At 67.7% G+C, this 17,738-nt stretch carries 17 protein-coding genes; 15 read left to right on the top strand and 2 right to left on the bottom strand.

The window, feature by feature from the left end; translation table 11 throughout:
• Window positions 1–24: 24 nt before the first annotated feature.
• The 8 genes from argS to NL241_RS26180 all read left to right on the top strand — a co-directional run bounded on the left by argS (window position 25) and on the right by NL241_RS26180 (window position 10,086).
• Window positions 25–1,677 carry an arginine--tRNA ligase gene (gene argS, locus NL241_RS26215; protein ID WP_487694424.1) on the top strand — a complete coding sequence of 551 codons (1,653 nt, stop codon included), beginning with the start codon at window positions 25–27 and terminating at the stop codon, window positions 1,675–1,677.
• Window positions 1,674–3,095, top strand: a complete 1,422-nt coding sequence (lysA, locus tag NL241_RS26210) for a diaminopimelate decarboxylase (protein WP_494395444.1) — start codon at window positions 1,674–1,676, stop codon at window positions 3,093–3,095. The genes argS and lysA overlap by 4 nt, the downstream gene beginning before the upstream one ends.
• Window positions 3,096–3,100: 5 nt before the next feature.
• Window positions 3,101–4,435 carry a homoserine dehydrogenase gene (locus tag NL241_RS26205; protein WP_487694422.1) on the top strand — a complete coding sequence of 445 codons (1,335 nt, stop codon included), beginning with the start codon at window positions 3,101–3,103 and terminating at the stop codon, window positions 4,433–4,435.
• Window positions 4,432–5,496 carry a threonine synthase gene (thrC, locus tag NL241_RS26200; RefSeq protein WP_487694420.1) on the top strand — a complete coding sequence of 355 codons (1,065 nt, stop codon included), beginning with the start codon at window positions 4,432–4,434 and terminating at the stop codon, window positions 5,494–5,496. The genes NL241_RS26205 and thrC overlap by 4 nt, the downstream gene beginning before the upstream one ends.
• 4 nt (window positions 5,497–5,500) lie before the next feature.
• Entirely contained in the window at window positions 5,501–6,448 is a 948-nt protein-coding gene (gene thrB, locus NL241_RS26195; RefSeq protein WP_487694419.1) for a homoserine kinase, read from the top strand.
• Between the two features lie 297 nt (window positions 6,449–6,745).
• Window positions 6,746–8,734, top strand: a complete 1,989-nt coding sequence (gene rho / locus NL241_RS26190) for a transcription termination factor Rho (protein WP_494395443.1) — start codon at window positions 6,746–6,748, stop codon at window positions 8,732–8,734.
• A 93-nt stretch (window positions 8,735–8,827) separates the two neighbouring features.
• Entirely contained in the window at window positions 8,828–9,538 is a 711-nt protein-coding gene (locus NL241_RS26185; RefSeq protein WP_494395442.1) for a DUF8817 family protein, read from the top strand.
• Window positions 9,535–10,086 carry a PadR family transcriptional regulator gene (locus tag NL241_RS26180; RefSeq protein WP_487694416.1) on the top strand — a complete coding sequence of 184 codons (552 nt, stop codon included), beginning with the start codon at window positions 9,535–9,537 and terminating at the stop codon, window positions 10,084–10,086. The genes NL241_RS26185 and NL241_RS26180 overlap by 4 nt, the downstream gene beginning before the upstream one ends.
• Here NL241_RS26180 and NL241_RS26175 read toward each other — a convergent pair.
• Entirely contained in the window at window positions 10,067–10,498 is a 432-nt protein-coding gene (locus tag NL241_RS26175; RefSeq protein ID WP_494395441.1) for a MarR family winged helix-turn-helix transcriptional regulator, read from the bottom strand. The two genes, NL241_RS26180 and NL241_RS26175, sit on opposite strands and share 20 nt — an antisense overlap.
• Window positions 10,499–10,570: 72 nt before the next feature.
• On the opposite strand from NL241_RS26175, the gene NL241_RS26170 reads away from it, so the two are divergent.
• Window positions 10,571–11,176 carry a maleylpyruvate isomerase family mycothiol-dependent enzyme gene (locus NL241_RS26170; RefSeq protein WP_494398394.1) on the top strand — a complete coding sequence of 202 codons (606 nt, stop codon included), beginning with the start codon at window positions 10,571–10,573 and terminating at the stop codon, window positions 11,174–11,176.
• Here NL241_RS26170 and NL241_RS26165 read toward each other — a convergent pair.
• A complete protein-coding gene (locus NL241_RS26165) occupies window positions 11,151–11,762 on the bottom strand; it encodes a TetR/AcrR family transcriptional regulator (RefSeq protein ID WP_487694413.1) in 612 nt (203 codons plus the stop codon). The genes NL241_RS26170 and NL241_RS26165 overlap by 26 nt on opposite strands.
• Before the next feature lie 144 nt (window positions 11,763–11,906).
• On the opposite strand from NL241_RS26165, the gene fadD1 reads away from it, so the two are divergent.
• The 6 genes from fadD1 to NL241_RS26135 all read left to right on the top strand — a co-directional run bounded on the left by fadD1 (window position 11,907) and on the right by NL241_RS26135 (window position 17,706).
• The gene (gene fadD1 / locus NL241_RS26160) at window positions 11,907–13,490 is read left to right on the top strand and encodes a fatty-acid--CoA ligase FadD1 (protein WP_494395440.1); all 1,584 of its coding nucleotides are present in this window, start codon (window positions 11,907–11,909) and stop codon (window positions 13,488–13,490) included.
• Between the two features lie 136 nt (window positions 13,491–13,626).
• On the top strand, window positions 13,627–13,848 hold the full coding sequence (gene rpmE, locus NL241_RS26155) for a 50S ribosomal protein L31 (RefSeq protein WP_487694410.1): 222 nt from the start codon (window positions 13,627–13,629) through the stop codon (window positions 13,846–13,848).
• Window positions 13,849–13,948: 100 nt separating this feature from the next.
• Entirely contained in the window at window positions 13,949–15,022 is a 1,074-nt protein-coding gene (gene prfA, locus NL241_RS26150; protein ID WP_487694409.1) for a peptide chain release factor 1, read from the top strand.
• Complete coding sequence (gene prmC, locus NL241_RS26145; RefSeq protein ID WP_494395439.1) at window positions 15,022–15,876, top strand: peptide chain release factor N(5)-glutamine methyltransferase; 855 nt, start codon at window positions 15,022–15,024, stop codon at window positions 15,874–15,876. Before prfA ends, prmC begins: the two co-directional genes overlap by 1 nt.
• Entirely contained in the window at window positions 15,876–16,529 is a 654-nt protein-coding gene (locus NL241_RS26140) for an L-threonylcarbamoyladenylate synthase (protein WP_494395438.1), read from the top strand. The genes prmC and NL241_RS26140 overlap by 1 nt, the downstream gene beginning before the upstream one ends.
• Window positions 16,530–16,533: 4 nt before the next feature.
• On the top strand, window positions 16,534–17,706 hold the full coding sequence (locus tag NL241_RS26135; protein WP_487694404.1) for a glycosyltransferase family 4 protein: 1,173 nt from the start codon (window positions 16,534–16,536) through the stop codon (window positions 17,704–17,706).
• The last annotated feature ends 32 nt before the right edge of the window (window positions 17,707–17,738 follow it).

The following is a 17,738-nucleotide window of genomic DNA, read 5'->3' as shown; positions in this document are numbered from 1 at the left end:
CCCCAGACCATAGGATGGACCCCCGTGACACCCGCCGATCTGGCCGAGCTGCTCAAGAGCACCGCCGCTGGGGTGCTGGCCGCCCATGACCTGGACACCGACGCTCTCCCCGCGACGGTCACCGTCGAGCGCCCGCGCAACCCCGAGCACGGCGATTACGCCACCAACCTGGCCCTGCGGGTCGGCAAGTTGGTCGGCGCCAACCCCCGTGAGCTGGCCGGCTGGCTGGCCGAGGCGCTGGCCGCCGCCGACGGTATCGCCTCGGCCGAGGTGGCCGGGCCCGGGTTCGTCAACCTGCGCATCGACGCGGCCGCCCAGGGGCGCATCGTCAACAATGTCATCGACGCCGGCCACACCTATGGGAACTCCGCGCTGCTGGACGGGTTGAGCGTCAACCTCGAGTTCGTCTCGGCCAACCCCACCGGCCCCATCCACATCGGCGGTACCCGTTGGGCAGCGGTCGGCGACGCGCTGGGCCGGTTGCTGTCCACGCAGGGCGCCGCGGTGACCCGCGAGTACTACTTCAACGACCACGGCGCCCAGATCGACCGGTTCGCCCGCTCCCTGGTGGCGGCGGCCACCGGCCGGCCCGCCCCGGAGGACGGCTACGCCGGCACCTACATCGCCGATATCGCGGCCAAGGTGCTGGAGCAGGCGCCCGACGTGCTGAGCCTGCCCGCCGAGCAGCAGCAGGAGACGTTCCGCTCGATCGGCGTGGACCTGATGTTCAACCACATCAAGGAATCGCTGCACGAATTCGGCACCGACTTCGACGTCTACACCCACGAAGACTCGATGCACACCTCCGGCCGGGTGGACCAGGCCATCGCGCGGCTGCGCGAAACCGGCAACATCTACGAAAAAGACGGGGCCACCTGGCTGCGCACCACCGAGTTCGGCGACGACAAGGACCGGGTGGTCATCAAGAGCGACGGGCAGCCCGCCTATATCGCCGGCGACCTGGCGTACTACCTGGACAAGCGGCAGCGCGGATTCGACCTGTGCATCTACATGCTGGGCGCCGACCACCACGGTTACATCGCGCGCCTCAAAGCCGCCGCGGCCGCCCTGGGTGACGACCCCAACACCGTCGAGGTGCTGATCGGCCAGATGGTCAATCTGGTGCGCGACGGCCAACCGGTGCGGATGAGCAAGCGGGCGGGCACCGTCATCACCCTCGACGACCTGGTGGACGCCCTCGGCGTGGACGCCGCCCGGTACTCACTGATCCGTAGCTCGGTCGACACCGCGATCGACATCGACCTCGAGCTGTGGTCCTCGGCCTCCAGCGAGAACCCGGTCTATTACGTGCAATACGCGCACGCGCGGCTCTCGGCGCTGGCCCGCAACGCTGCCGAGCTGGGCGTGATTCCCAGCACCGAGCACCTGGAACTGCTGACCCACGACAAAGAGGGCACCCTGATCCGCAACATCGGGGAGTTCTCGCGGGTGCTCGAGACCGCGGCGAATCTGCGTGAGCCGCACCGGGTGTGCCGCTACCTCGAGGACCTCGCCGGGGATTACCACCGTTTCTACGATTCCTGCCGGGTGCTGCCGCAAGGTGACGAAGAGGCAGGCGACCTGCACGCCGCGCGCCTGGCGCTGTGCCAGGCCACCCGTCAGGTGGTCGCCAACGGCCTGGCGATCCTCGGCGTCAGTGCACCGGAGCGCATGTGAACGTCCACCCTGCCGGACCCCGGCACGCCGAGGAGATCCACCACGCGGGTGCGCCGCCGAAACCGCAGACCTCCGACGAGGTGCTGCGGCTGGCCCCGAATGTGTGGCCCCGCAATCTGGTTCGCGGCGCCGACGGTGAAGTCAGCATCGCCGGTGTCACGGTCTCGCAACTGGCTGCCGACTACGGCACGCCGCTGTTCGTCATCGACGAGGACGACTTCCGGTTCCGGTGCCGCAACATCGCGACGGCGTTCGGCGGTGGCGAGTACGTGCGTTATGCGGCAAAAGCCTTCCTGTGCACCGAGATCGCTCGCTGGGTCGACGAGGAAGGCCTCGCGCTGGACGTGTGCAGCGGCGGGGAACTCGCCGTCGCGTTGAACGCCGACTTCCCGCCCCAGCGAATCGCGTTGCACGGCAACAACAAATCGGTGACCGAACTGACCACCGCCGTCAAAGCCGGCGTCGGGCACATTGTCGTCGACTCGATGATCGAGATCGACCGCCTGGACAAGATCGCCGGCGAAGCGGGCGTGGTGCAGGACGTGCTGGTGCGCGTCACCGTCGGCGTCGAAGCGCACACCCACGAGTTCATCTCCACCGCCCACGAGGACCAGAAGTTCGGCCTGTCGCTGGCTTCCGGCGCGGCGCTGGCCGGGGTGCGCCGGGTGTTCGAAACCGACAACCTGCGACTGGTCGGCCTGCACAGTCACATCGGCTCGCAGATCTTCGACGTGGCCGGCTTCGAGATCGCGGCGCACCGCGTTCTCGGCCTGCTGCGTGATGTCGTCGCCGAGTTCGGGGTGGAGAAGACCGCGCAGATCTCGACGGTGGATCTCGGTGGGGGATTGGGCATTTCGTATCTGCCACAGGACGATCCGCCGCCCATGGAGGACTTGGCGGCCAAGCTGAAAGCGATCGTGGCCGACGAGTCGGCGGCGGTGGGCCTGCCCACACCCAAGCTCGTCGTCGAACCCGGCCGTGCCATCGCGGGCCCTGGGACGGTGACGCTCTACGAGGTCGGCACCGTCAAGGACGTGGCGATCAGCCCGACCGCGGCCCGGCGCTACGTCAGCGTCGACGGCGGTATGAGCGACAACATCCGCCCGGCGTTGTACAGCGCCGACTACGACATCCGGTTGGTGTCGCGCACCAGCGAGGCGGCGCCCACGCTGGCCCGCATCGTCGGAAAGCACTGCGAGAGCGGAGACATCATCGTGCGTGACACGTGGGTGTCCGATGACGTCGCACCGGGTGACCTGATGGCCGTCGCGGCCACCGGCGCCTACTGCTATTCCATGTCGAGCCGATACAACCTGCTCGGCCGCCCTGCGGTGGTGGTCGTGCGCGACGGGCGATCACGCCTGATCCTGCGCAGGGAGACGGTCGATGACCTACTGAGTTTGGAAGTGAAGGGGTAGAAGACGTGGCCAACGAGGCAAACACGGAAAAGCCGGTCGGCATAGCGGTATTGGGACTCGGCAACGTCGGCAGCGAAGTCGTGCGCATCATCGAGGAGAGCGCCGACGACCTGGCCGCCCGCATCGGGGCGCCACTGGTGCTGCGCGGTGTGGGTGTCCGGCGGGTGGCCAAGGACCGCGGGGTGCCCGTGGAGCTGCTCACCGAGGACATCGAGGCGCTGGTGGCCCGCGAGGACGTGGACATCGTGGTCGAGGTGATGGGTCCGGTGGAACCGGCGCGCAAGGCCATCCTCACCGCGCTGGAGCGGGGCAAGTCGGTCATCACCGCCAACAAGGCGCTGATGGCGCAGTCCACGGGAGAACTGGCCCAGGCCGCCGAGAAGGCGCGCGTCGACCTGTACTTCGAAGCGGCTGTCGCCGGGGCGATCCCGGTGATCCGCCCGCTGACACAATCGCTGGCCGGTGACACAGTGCTGCGGGTGGCCGGCATCGTCAACGGGACCACCAACTACATCCTGTCCGCCATGAACGAGACGGGTGCCAGCTACGACGACGCACTGGCCGATGCCAGTGCGCTCGGATACGCCGAGGCCGACCCGACCGCCGACGTCGAGGGTTACGACGCCGCCGCCAAGGCGGCCATCCTCGCGTCCATCGCTTTTCACACCCGGGTCACCGCGGACGACGTGTACCGCGAGGGCATCACCAAGGTGACCGCCGAGGACTTCGAGTCGGCGAAAGCGTTGGGTTGCACCATCAAGCTCCTCGCCATCTGCGAACGGCTGACCACCGGCAAAGGCAAACAGCGTGTGTCGGCGCGGGTCTACCCGGCGTTGGTGCCCCTGGATCATCCGCTGGCGTCGGTGGGCGGTGCCTTCAACGCGGTGGTCGTCGAGGCCGAGGCGGCCGGCCGGCTGATGTTCTACGGCCAGGGTGCCGGCGGAGCCCCCACCGCTTCGGCGGTGATGGGTGACCTGGTGATGGCTGCCCGCAACCGGGTGCAGGGTGGACGCGGGCCGCGCGAGTCCAAGTACGCGAAGCTGCCCATCGCCTCCATCGGCGTGATCCCGACGCGCTACTACGTCAGCCTCTATGTCGCCGATCGCCCCGGCGTGTTGTCCTCGGTCGCAGCCGAATTCGCCAAACGCGAGGTCTCCATCGCCGAAGTGCGCCAGGAAGGCGTCGTCAACGAAGGCGGCCAGCGGGTGGGCGCCCGGATCGCCGTGCTGACCCACCAGGCCACCGACGCGGCGTTGTCCGAGACCATCGCCGCGCTGGAGGACCTCGACGTGGTGTCCAGCGTGGCCAGCGTTCTGCGCATGGAAGGGGCCGGCGAATGACGCACAAGCCATGGCCTGGCCTGATCGAGGCCTACCGCGACCGGTTGCCGATCGGCGACGACTGGACGGCCATCACCCTGCTCGAGGGGGCCACCCCGCTCATCCATGCCAAGCGGTTGAGCGAACACACCGGCTGCACAGTGCATCTGAAGGTCGAAGGGCTCAACCCCACCGGCTCCTTCAAGGACCGCGGCATGACCATGGCCGTCACCGACGCGGTGGCCCGCGGCCAGAAAGCCGTGTTGTGCGCCTCGACCGGTAACACCTCGGCCTCGGCGGCGGCGTATGCGGCCCAGGCCGGTATCACCTGTGCGGTGCTGATCCCGCAGGGCAAGATCGCGATGGGCAAGCTGGCGCAGGCAGTGATGCACGGCGCCAAGATCATTCAGATCGACGGCAACTTCGACGACTGCCTGGAACTGGCCCGCAAGCTCACCGCCGACTTCCCGACCATCGCACTGGTCAACAGCGTCAACCCGGTGCGCATCGAGGGGCAGAAGACCGCCGCCTTCGAGATCGTCGACGCCCTGGGTCACGCCCCCGATGTGCACTCGCTTCCGGTCGGCAACGCGGGCAACATCACCGCGTACTGGAAGGGCTACCGCGAATACCACCGCGACGGACTGGCCGACAAGCTGCCGCGGATGCTGGGCACCCAGGCCGCCGGGGCCGCACCGCTGGTGACCGGCGAGCCGGTGAAGAACCCGGAGACCATCGCCACCGCCATCCGGATCGGCGCGCCCGCCTCGTGGAGTGGGGCCGTCGCCGCCCAGCAGGAGTCCGGTGGCCGCTTCCTCGCCGCCACCGATGAGGAGATTCTCGCGGCCTACCACCTGGTGGCCAGCAGTGAGGGTGTCTTCGTCGAACCCGCATCGGCGGCCAGCATCGCCGGGCTGCTCAAGTCGGTGGAAGACGGCTGGGTCGAGCGTGGCTCAGAAGTGGTGTGCACCGTCACCGGCAACGGACTCAAGGATCCCGACACCGCACTCAAGGGCATGCCGACCGTCACGGCCGTGCCCGTCGACCCCGTTGCCGTCGTGGCGCAGTTGGGTCTGGGCTGACTCGATGACTCAGGTCCTGCCTGCTGGACTGACCGCCAGCGCCACCGTCGCCGCGTCCAGCGCCAATCTCGGTCCCGGTTTCGACAGCCTTGGTCTGGCTGTCGGTATGTACGACGAGATCATCGTCGAGACAACGGATTCCGGCCTGATTGTCGAGGTCGAGGGTGAGGGCGCCGGGCAGGTGCCACTGGGGTCCGAGCATCTGGTGGTCAGGGCGATCGAACGAGGGTTGGCTGCTGCGGGTCTGCGCGCTGCGGGTCTGATCGTGCGCTGTCGCAACGTGATTCCGCATTCGCGGGGTCTCGGTTCGTCGGCAGCGGCCGTGGTGGGCGGTCTGGCATCGGTGAATGGGTTTGCGGCGCAGGTCAATTCGACGACCATGGACACGCGCCAGTTGGTGCAGCTGTCATCGGAGTTCGAGGGACATCCCGACAACGCGGCCGCCGCTGTGCTCGGTGGTGCGGTGGTGTCCTGGACCGAGGAGACCGGTGGCGATGAGCCCCGTTACGAGGCAGCCGCCATCCGGGTGCATCCGGAGATCCGCTTGTTCTCGGCCATTCCCCAGGTGCGGTCCTCGACGGCCGAGACCAGGGTGCTGCTGCCCGAGAACGTCAGCCACACGGATGCCCGCTTCAACCTGAGCCGGGCCGCGTTGCTCGTCGTCGCGCTCACCGAGCGTCCCGACCTGCTGATGTCGGCCACCGAGGACGTCCTGCACCAACCGCAGCGCGCGGCGGCGATGCCGGCCTCGGCGGAATATTTGCGGGTACTGCGTAGTTGTGGCATTGCAGCGGTGCTGTCCGGAGCCGGACCTGCGGTGATGGCCCTCAGCGCAGCGCAGGACCTGCCTGCCGAAGCGCTGGAGTTCGGCGCCGCGCATGGATTCACCGTCAAGGAAGTGAACGTAGGCGACGGAGTTCGCTGGAGTTCCGGGGTGGCGGCCCGAGCCTGAGGCCGCCGAAGCCGCCGAAGTGGCGGCCCGGAGAAGCACACGCCGATCACCACATTCTTGCTTCCGCCCAAGAAGCGGGTTATCCTCGGTGCCGTCCCGGCAATCGCAGCATCTTCTGCGCCGACACTAGGACGACCACCAACTTTCTCGTGATCAACTTGTGGACTGACGGTTCGCCCCTTGCCGCGAATCCCGGCGATCACCGTTGCAGAGTCGACGGTGGGACGTCGCGCTCAGCGTTTTGCTGATCGCAGCTAAACCTCCACACCACTCGCTGTGGGGGAAGAAAGGAAATCCGTGACTGATACGGACCTCATCACGGCTGACAGCGCCTCCCAGACCGAGCTGCCGGTTGTGACCTCCGACGTTTCGGCGCCCCGCGGTCGCGCGGAGGTTGCCTCCGGCAAGTCGAGCGGGTCTCTGACCTCGATGGTGCTGCCGGAACTCCGCGCTCTGGCCGCTCAAGTGGGCGTCAAGGGCACGTCGGGAATGCGTAAAGGCGACCTGATCGCCGCCATTCGTGAGCGGCAGTCCAGCGCCGGTGGCGCTGCCCCGGCCGACGGCGGCGGCCGCAATGGCGGCACCGCCGAGGCCGCACCCGCACCCGTGGCAGAAGCCGCCACCCAGACCCCGGAGGCGCCCGCCGAACCTCGGCGCCGTGAACGTCGCAGCGCCTCACGGCAGTCCGGCGCTCCCGCCGAGGCCGCTCCTGAGCAGCCCAAACAGGAGCAGCCCAAACAGGAGCAGCCCAAACAGGACAACCGGACCCGGGCCGACGAGAAACCGGCTACCGAGGACGGTCGCGGTGCCAAGTCGGACAACCGCGCCGAGAGCAGGACTGACACCGAAGCGCCCAAACAGGGTGACCGCGGTGACCAGCAGGGCGGTGAGCAGCCGAACCGCAACCGGAACGACCGCAATACCGATCGGAACAACGACCGCAACAGCGATCGAAACAACGACCGCAACAGCGATCGGAACAGCGATCGGAACAACGACCGCAACAGTGACGACGACGACGGTGACGGTCGGCAGGGCCGGCGCGGGCGTCGATTCCGTGACCGCAAGCGCCGCGGTGAACGTGGTGGCGGCGAAGGCGGCGGTGGCGACACCGAGCTGCGCGAAGACGACGTTGTCCAGCCCGTCGCGGGCATTCTCGATGTGCTGGACAACTACGCGTTCGTCCGGACCTCCGGCTACCTCGCGGGGCCCAACGACGTCTACGTGTCCATGAACATGGTCCGCAAGAACGGTCTGCGCCGCGGTGACGCGGTCACCGGTGCGGTGCGTGTTCCCCGCGAAGGCGAAGGCGGTGGTCAGAACACGCGCCAGAAGTTCAACCCGCTGGTCCGCCTGGACACGGTCAACGGCGGACCGGTCGAGGCCGCCAAGAACCGGCCGGAATTCGGCAAGCTCACCCCGCTGTACCCGAATCAGCGGCTGCGTCTCGAGACCAGCCCGGACAAGCTGACCACACGTGTGATCGACCTGATCATGCCGATCGGCAAGGGCCAGCGTGCGCTGATCGTGTCCCCGCCCAAAGCCGGTAAGACCACGATCATGCAGGACATCGCCAACGCGATCACCCGCAACAACCCCGAATGCCACCTCATGGTCGTGCTCGTCGACGAACGCCCTGAAGAGGTCACCGACATGCAGCGTTCGGTCAAGGGTGAGGTCATCGCCTCCACCTTCGACCGGCCGCCGTCAGACCACACCCAGGCTGCGGAGCTGGCCATCGAGCGGGCCAAACGCCTGGTCGAGCAGGGCAAAGACGTGGTGGTGCTGCTGGACTCGATCACCCGCCTCGGCCGCGCGTACAACAACGCCTCGCCCGCCTCGGGTCGCATCCTGTCCGGTGGTGTGGATTCCACCGCCCTGTACCCGCCGAAGCGATTCCTCGGTGCCGCCCGCAACATCGAGCACGGCGGCTCGCTGACCATCATCGCCACGGCCATGGTCGAGACCGGCTCCACCGGTGACACGGTGATCTTCGAGGAGTTCAAGGGCACCGGTAACGCCGAGCTCAAGCTCGACCGCAAGATCGCCGAGCGCCGGGTGTTCCCGGCCGTCGACGTCAACCCGTCCGGTACCCGCAAGGATGAGCTGCTGCTCTCGACGGACGAATTCGCCGTGGTGCACAAGCTGCGCCGGGTGCTGTCGGGACTCGACTCGCATCAGGCCATCGACCTGCTGATGAGCCAGCTGCGCAAGACGAAGACGAACTACGAGTTCCTGGTCCAGGTCTCCAAGACCGCACCTGGTTCGATGGACGACCGCGACTAGTCCCGTCCGGTTCGCCGAAACGACAAGCCCTCACCTCCGGTGGGGGCTTTTCGTTTCCCGTGGTGGCTAGTCAAACTTGAGTAGTGTGGGGTCATGACGATGACCACGGTGCCGGTCCTGCCCTGCCTCGACCTCGCCGCCACCGTCGAGTTCTACGAAGCGTTGGGTTTTTTCGTCACTCACCGTCAGGAACGGCCGTATCTGTATCTGGCGTTGCAGCTCGAGGACGTGGAAGTGCATTTCAAGGACGCGTCGCCGAACCTGGATCGCACCGAGGAGAACTCGGGTGGCTGCTTGGTCCTGGTTGACGACGTGGCGCCGGTCCATGCCCGGTTCGTCGCGAATCTACGAGCCCGCTACGGACGGGTGCTGGCCCTCGGGTTGCCACGGCTGACGCGGTTGCGGCCCGGTCAGACGAGGTTCTGCCTGTACGACCCGTCGGGAAACTGCCTCATCGTGATCAACCGCGACGAACCCGATGTCGAGTACGGCGGGTCCCGCCAGCTGTCCGGGCTGGCCAAGGCCCATGACAACGTGCGCATCTTCCGCGATTTCAAGAACGACGACGTGCTCGCGGCACGCACGCTCGACGTGGCGCTGCGCCGGCACCGTGCCGACGCCGGCCGCCTCGACATCGCCCGGGCGCTGGCCGATCGTGCCGAGCTGGCGGTTGTGCTCGGCGACCTCCAGGTGGCGGGCGCCATGCGCGCCGAACTCTCGGCGATGGCGCTGACCGACGACGAAAAGACGCAGCTGGCATCCGAGCTGACCGCCCTGGATCAGATCGAGAGGTGGGTGCAGTGAGCGCGGTCCGGCTGTTGGTGCTGGGTGTGGTGCGAATGCACGGCGTGGCGCACGGGTATGCCGTCCACCGTGAGCTGATGTCGTGGCGCGTCGACACCTGGACCGCGGTCAAACCGCCGTCCATCTATCACGCGGTGAAACAGTTGGAGCGCGAGGGCAAGCTGAGCGCCACCGGGCCGCAGAGCAGTCCTCGGGGACCGGCGCGAGTGGCGTACCGGATCACCGCCGCCGGCGCCGACGAATTCTTCACGCTGCTGGAAGCCGCGTTGACCAACCCGGACATCGAGGAGTTCGGCGCCGGCATCGCCTTCATGCAGTGCCTCCCGAAGAGCCGGGTGCGCCACCTGCTGGACCAGCGGTTGCAGACGACGCGGGCCATCGACGGCCAACTCGAGGAGATGAAGGCACTGTGGCCGGATCCGGCTGCGCCACCGCACGCCCAGCATCTGCTCGAGCTGTGGCGGGGGACGTTCGCCTCCCAATCTTCCTGGACGGCGCACTTGTTGGAGAGGCTCGACGACTTCACCTTCACTGGTACGGGTCGGTGATCTCGCGTAGGCGGATCAGGGATTCGCGGAGCCGGCGGTAGTCGGCCGCACCCAGGTGTGCGCGCCAGCCGGCCTCCACCTTCTCCACTTCGGCGGCCGCGGCGCGGCACAGGTCGACGCCTCGTGCGGTCAGCACCACCCGCCGCGCGCGGGCGTCGTCGGGATCGGGCTGCCGCGTCACGTAGCCGTTCCGTTCCAGCTCGTCGACCAACGCACCCGCGGTCTGTTTGGTGATCTGCGCCTGCTCGGCCAGTTCGGTGAGGCGGATGCCGTCAGGTGAAAGTCGTTGCGCCAAACGGCATTGCGCCAAGGTGAGATCGCCGAAGCCCGCGCCGTGCAGAGCGCGGAACACCTGGCTCTCCGCCGCGCGGTGCGCAGTGAACATCAGCAGCGGTGAATTCGGTTGGCCCATGGGTTGACTTTAGTACGAAGTCCTGACCAAAATAGTCAGGTTACCTGACTAGATGAGGTGATCTCCATGGGTCTGACATCCGCTGAGATCTGGCGCTGTGTTGATGAGCAACGGGCTGATCTGGCCGACATGCTGGACGGGCTCACCGCCGAACAGTGGGACGCGCCGTCACTGTGCGAAGGGTGGAGCGTGCGTGACGTCGCGGCTCACCTCACACATCTGCATGCCGACGTCCGGCGCATGATGGTCGCGGGCCTGCGGTCCGGATTCCGGTTCGACGCCATGATGGACCGGCTCGTGGCGATGGATGACCGAACTCGCGAGGAAATCACCGCGGCGTTGCGCGCCATGGTGGGGTCTCGACGCCGTCCGCCCACCCGCACGCCGCTCGATCCGCTGATGGACGTGCTGGTGCACGGGCAGGACATCGCAAAGCCCCTGGGTATCGACCGTCCGATGCCCACTCCTGCGGCGGTCGCTGTCGCACATCACCTGTGGCACATGCGGTTTCCGATGAGCCCTCGCCGAGAGCTTGCGGGTTACCGCCTGGTGGCCGACGACGCGGATTTCGCCGTGGGTACCGGGACCCCTCTGCGCGCCCCGATACGTGACCTGGTGCTGGTGCTCGGTGGTCGATGGGCACCGGGTGTGATCAGCTCTGCCGCAGACCCGGCATGACATAGCGCTGCACGTAACGCAGCACCGCGGCGGAGTCGTCGGGGTCGAGGGTGTTGCCCGGCACGGTGGCGATGGTCAGCAGGCCGCGCGCCACCCACTCGGCGGCTTCGGCCAGATCCTCGACCTGGATCTCGCCGCGGTCCTGCGCCGCCGTGAGGTAGGGCGTCCAGAAGGCCCCCAGGTCGGGAACCAGACCCTGCACGCCGGCTCCCGCGCACGCCGCGAACTCCTCGGGTTCGTCGCGTCGTAATTTCATCAACAGGGCACCGGGGGAGTCGTAGGCGCTGCGGCCCAGTTTCACTCCGGCGGCGATCTGGTCGGCCAACCCGTCGACTTCGGCCAGCACCGCATGGGATTCACCCCAGAACGCGTCGTTCAGGCGGACGATCGCGGCGCCCAACAGGGTGGCCTTGTCGGGGAAGTGCCGGTAGAGCCATCCCCGGGACACACCCGCGGCCTCGGCGACCTCCGACACGGTGGTGGCGCGGATGCCCTTCTCGTGCAGGCAGGCTTCGGCGGCGTCGATCAACCGATCGCGAACGGAGCGCGCCCCCGCGCGCGGTTGGGTGTCTGGACTGGCGGTCACCGTTGTCGATTCCTCGATTCCCCCGACATAGCTGGTGTAACGCTGAATATCTTGACAGAACCCATGACCCGGCCGTGCCAGATGTGGCACCGTGACGATGAACAGATCTGCCAATCTGTTCACTACGACACGAGGGGTGAATCAGTGTCCGACTGCACAACCGTGCAGCAGCTGCTGCGGGAGCGCTTGGACGATCCGGCGGTGGCCGTGCGATTCGGCGATCGGGAATGGACCTGGCGCCAGCACCTCGCCGACGCGCAGGAGCACGCCGCCGCCCTTTTGGGGGTCGCTGACCAGGCTCGGCCGCTGCACATCGGCGCGCTGCTGGGCAACACCCCCGACATGCTGACCGCCATGGCCGCGGCGGCCCTGAGCGGTTATGTGCTCTGCGGTATCAACAACACCCGCCGCGGCAGCGCCCTCGCGGGTGACATCCTGCGGTCGGACTGCCAGATCCTGCTCACCGACGCCGAACACCGCGAGCTGCTGGCCGGACTCGACCTACCCGGGGTACGCATCCTCGACACCGCGACCGCCGAGTGGAACGAGTTGGTGGACAACGCGGGGCCGTTCGCGCCGCACCGCGAGGTGACGGCCACCGACACCTTCATGATGATCTTCACCTCGGGCACCAGCGGCGATCCCAAGGCGGTGCAGGTGGCGCACATGACGGTGCTGTTCGCCGGCACGGCGCTGGTGCAGCGCTTCGACATCGGCGCCGACGACGTCTGTTACCTGTCGATGCCGCTGTTCCACTCGAATGCACTGCTGGCCGGCTGGAGCGTGGCCGTCGCCGCGGGCGCCGCCATGGCACCGGCGACGTTCTCGGCCTCCAGGTTGGTCCATGACCTGCGCCATTACGGCGCCACCTACATGAACTACGTCGGTAAGCCGTTGGCCTATGTCCTGGCCACCCCCGAAGGCCCGGATGACGCCGACAATCCGCTGCGGGTGGCGTTCGGCAATGAAGCCGGCGACCGCGATATCGCCGAGTTCGGCCGGCGCTTCGGATGCACCGTCTGGGATGGCTTCGGATCCACCGAGGGGGCGGTGATCGTCACCAGGGAAGCGGACTGCCCGAGCGGCTCGGTGGGCAGAGGCTTCCCAGGTGTGGCGATCTACAGCCCGGACACACTCGCCGAGTGCCCGGTCGCCGAATTCGATACCTCCGGGGCGTTGGTGAACGGCGACAAAGCTATCGGGGAACTGGTCAACACCACCGGTGCCGGACTGTTCCAGGGTTACTACAACGACAAGTCCGCCACCGACGAGCGGCTCCGCAACGGCATGTACTGGTCGGGCGACCTGGCCTACCGCGACGCCGACGGCTGGATCTACCTGGCCGGGCGCACCGCGGACTGGATGCGCGTCGACGGCGAGAACATGACGTCGGCACCCATCGAACGCATCCTGATGCGGCTACCGGTGCTGGCCCAGGTGGCGGTCTACGCGGTTCCCGACGAGCACGTCGGCGATCAGGTGATGGCCGCGCTGGTCCTGCGCGACCATTCGACGCTGAATCCCGAGGAGTTCGGAGACTTCCTGGCCGGCCAGCCCGATCTGTCGCCCAAGGCGTGGCCGCGCCATGTGTGGGTCACCGACGAACTGCCCGCGACGGCCACCAACAAGGTGCTCAAACGCCAACTGGTGGCCTACGGCACGACGCCTCCCGGCGGTCAGCTCTGGGTACGGGACGCGCGGTCCCGGGTTTATCGCCACGGGAATTAGAGGCGCCCATCCGGCGTTTTGGGAGAGCGACGGCTGACCTGGCATAATCGACCGTCGACCACCTCAGGTTCCGGTTCACGCCCGCTAGCCAGGTTCGACAAGGGCGACCCGGCGGCCATCGATTGAAGAGGACACTATGAAAACCGGCATTCATCCTGCCTACAACGAGACCACTGTGGTCTGCGGTTGCGGCAACAGCTTCACCACCCGCAGCACCAAGGACAGCGGCCACATCGTGGTCGAGGTCTGCTCGCAGTGCCACCCGTTCTACACCGGCAAGCAGAAGATCCTCGACAGCGGCGGCCGCGTTGCCCGCTTCGAGGCTCGTTACGGCAAGCGCAAGACTGCCGACAAGTAGCCACCGGACCGGCGCCCGCCTGTCGTCTCGCACGCACAGGACGGGCGTCGGTTTTGTCTTTCCAGCCGGTTCTCCCGCAGTTGACCCATGGAGGTGAGTGATGACGCAGAGCGCAACCGCGATCGACGCGCTGGTGGCTGAGCACGCCGACCTGGAACGTCAGCTGGCCGACCCGGAGTTGCACGCCGACGCGGTGAACGCCCGCCGCGTCGGTCGGCGTTTCGCGCAGTTGGCGCCCATCGTCTCCACGCATCGCAAGCTCGAAGCGGCGCGCGGCGATCTCGAGGCCGCGCGTGAGCTCGCCGCCGAAGACCCGTCGTTCGCGCAGGAAGTCACCGATCTCGAGACCCGGGTGTCGGAGTTGGAGTCCCAACTCGCCGATCAGCTGGCTCCGCGTGACCCGCACGATGCCGACGACGTGGTGCTCGAGGTGAAATCCGGTGAAGGCGGCGAGGAGTCGGCGCTGTTCGCCGCCGACCTCGCGCGTATGTACATCCGCTACGCCGAACGCCACGGCTGGTCGGTCACGATGCTGGGGGAGACCACCTCGGATCTGGGCGGCTACAAGGACGCGACGCTGTCCATCGCCAGCAAGGGTGACTCCCTCGACGGGGTGTGGTCCCGGCTGAAATTCGAAGGCGGCGTGCACCGCGTGCAGCGGGTCCCGGTCACCGAATCACAGGGCCGGGTGCACACCTCCGCCGCCGGCGTGCTCGTTTACCCCGAACCCGAAGAGGTCGAACAGGTCCAGATCGACGAATCCGACCTGCGCATCGACGTCTACCGGTCCTCCGGCAAGGGAGGCCAGGGCGTGAACACCACCGATTCCGCGGTCCGGATCACCCACCTGCCCACCGGCATCGTCGTCACCTGCCAGAACGAACGGTCGCAGTTGCAGAACAAGGCGCGCGCCATGCAGGTGCTCGCGGCCCGTCTGCAGGCGCTCAAGGAGGAGCAGGCCCAGGCCGACGCCTCCGCCGATCGCGCCAGCCAGATCCGCACCGTCGACCGCAGTGAGCGGATCCGCACCTACAACTTCCCGGAGAACCGGATCGCGGACCACCGGATCAACTTCAAGGCGCACAACCTCGATCAGGTGCTCGACGGCGAGCTGGACCCGCTGTTCGACGCACTGGCGGACGCCGACAAACAGGCCCGGCTCCAGCAGGCGTGATGCGCGCGGCCCTCGACGCAGCGGAGCAGACGTTGGCGGCCGCCGGAATCGGCTCGGCCGCAGCCGAAGCCGAACAACTGGCCGCGCATGTGCTCGGAATCGAGCGCGGCCGGCTGCGTTTCGTCGACGAACCCGGCCCGGAGTTCTACACCCGATTCCGCGAACTCGTCACCGCCCGCGCCCAGCGCATCCCACAGCAGCACCTCACCGGCACCGCCCCCTTCGGGCCGCTGACCCTGCACGTCGGGCCCGGGGTTTTCATTCCCCGCCCCGAGACCGAGGCGATGTTCGAGTGGGCCACGAAAGTGCTTGATGCACAACAAGTCTCGATGGCCCCCGTGGTGGTCGACCTGTGTACCGGTTCGGGTGCACTGGCGGTGGCGCTGGCCCGGCACCGCGCCGACGCCCGGGTGATCGCCGTCGACGATTCGCCCACCGCCTTGGACTACGCGCGGCGCAACGCCCACGGCACCGTCGTGGAGTTCGTGCGGGCCGACGTCACCGCACCGGCTCTGATGCCCGACCTCGACGGCGGGGTCGACCTGCTGGTGGCCAACCCTCCCTACATTCCCGACGGTGCCGTGCTGGACCCCGAGGTCGCCGAGCACGATCCGCACCACGCGCTGTTCGGCGGTCCGGACGGTATGGCGGTGATCCACCCGATCGTGCGGCACGCCGGCCGATGGCTGCGCCCGGGCGGTCACGTGGCGATCGAACACGATGACACCACCTCCGCCGAAACCGTCGACGCGCTCACCGGCACCGGCCTGTTCCGCGACGTGGTGCCACGGCGAGACCTCGCCGGTCGCCCCCGATTCGTGACCGCGACGCGGAATGAGGAAAGGTGCCCCTGATGAGCACGGTGTTCGATTGCTCCGATCCGGCGCAGCGTGACGCGGGTATCGCCTCGGCGGTCAGCGCTGCCAAAGGCGGCAGGCTGGTCGTCCTGCCCACCGACACGGTGTACGGCATCGGCGCCGATGCGTTCGACGCCTCGGCCGTCGCGGCACTGCTGGCCGCCAAGGGCCGCGGCCGCGATATGCCGGTGCCGGTGCTGGTCGGGTCGTGGAACACCATCGATGGCCTGGTCTACACGGTGCCGCACACCGCACGCGAGCTCATTCGCGCCTTCTGGCCCGGTGCGCTGAGTCTGGTGGTGCGGCAGGCGCCGTCCCTGCACTGGGACCTCGGCGACGCCAATGGCACCGTCATGCTGCGGATGCCGTTGCATCCGGTGGCCATCGACGTGTTGCGCGAGGTCGGGCCGATGGCCGTGTCGAGTGCCAACATCTCCGGTCGCCCGCCGGCGGTCACGGTGGACGACGCCCGCAACCAGCTCGCCGATCTCGTCGAGGTGTACCTCGACGGTGGCCCCTCCGAACAGGCTGCCGCGTCCACCATCGTCGACCTCACCGGCGCTGCGCCCAAGATCCTGCGCCAGGGCCCGGTGACCGCAGAACGCGTCGGCGAGGTTCTCGGGATAGATCCCGCCGGCCTGTACGGTTGATCCGGTGTTGAGCGCCGCTCCCGAACTGCTCGCACTCTCCGATCGAGGCGCCGGCGTACCGCTGCGCGAACTCGCGCTCGTGGGCCTCACCGCGGCCATCATCACCTACTTCGCCACCGGCGCCGTCCGGAAATTCGCCACCAGGGTCGGGGCGGTGGCCTATCCGCGCGAACGGGATGTCCACGTCCAGCCCACCCCGCGGATGGGCGGATTGGCGATGTACCTCGGTGTCGCCGCCGCCGTCTTCCTGGCCTCCCAACTCCCGGCGCTCACCCGTGGATTCGTGTACTCCACCGGTATGCCTGCCGTCATCGTGGCGGGCGGGCTCATCATGGGGATCGGGCTGATCGACGACCGCTGGGGCCTGGATGCCCTGACCAAGTTCGCCGGCCAGATCACCGCGGCCAGTGTGCTGGTCACCATGGGTGTGGCGTGGAGCGTCCTGTACATCCCGATCGGCGGTGTCGGCACCATCGTGCTGGATCAGACGGCGTCGATCCTGCTGACGCTGGCGCTAACGGTGTCGATCGTCAACGCGATGAACTTCGTCGACGGACTCGACGGCCTGGCCGCCGGGCTGGGCCTGATCACCGCGCTGGCCATCTGCGTGTTCTCTGTCGGATTGTTGCGCGATCACGGCGGCGACGTGCTGTTCTACCCGCCCGCGGTGATCTCGGTGGTGCTGGCCGGCGCGTGCCTCGGTTTCCTGCCGCACAATTTCCACCGCGCCAAGATCTTCATGGGCGACTCCGGCTCGATGCTGATCGGGCTGATGCTCGCCGCCGCGGCGACGACGGCGGCCGGCCCCATCTCGCAGAACGCCTACGGTGCGCGCGACGTCTTCGCGCTGCTGTCCCCGTTCCTGCTCGTCGTCGCAGTGGTGTTCGTACCGGCCCTGGACATGCTGCTGGCCATCGTCCGCCGTACCCGGGCGGGCCGCAGTCCCTTCAGCCCCGACAAGATGCATCTGCACCACCGGCTGCTGCAGATCGGGCACTCGCATCGACGCGTCGTCCTGCTCATCTATTTGTGGGTGGGCATCGTGGCGTTCGGTGCCGCGAGCACCATTTTCTTCGATCCGGCCGACACCGGTGCGGTGATGCTCGCAGCGATCGCCGTCGCGGTGATCGTCACGCTGATTCCGTTGCTGCGGCGCCGCGAGAGCCGGTCGGGCTGAGCGTACGACCGTTTGTAGTAGGGGGCCCTTTT

The organism is Mycolicibacterium sp. SMGY-1XX (assembly GCF_059132455.1).
Note: the sequence above shows the minus strand (reverse complement) of the source record. Positions and strands in the feature narration are given on the sequence as shown.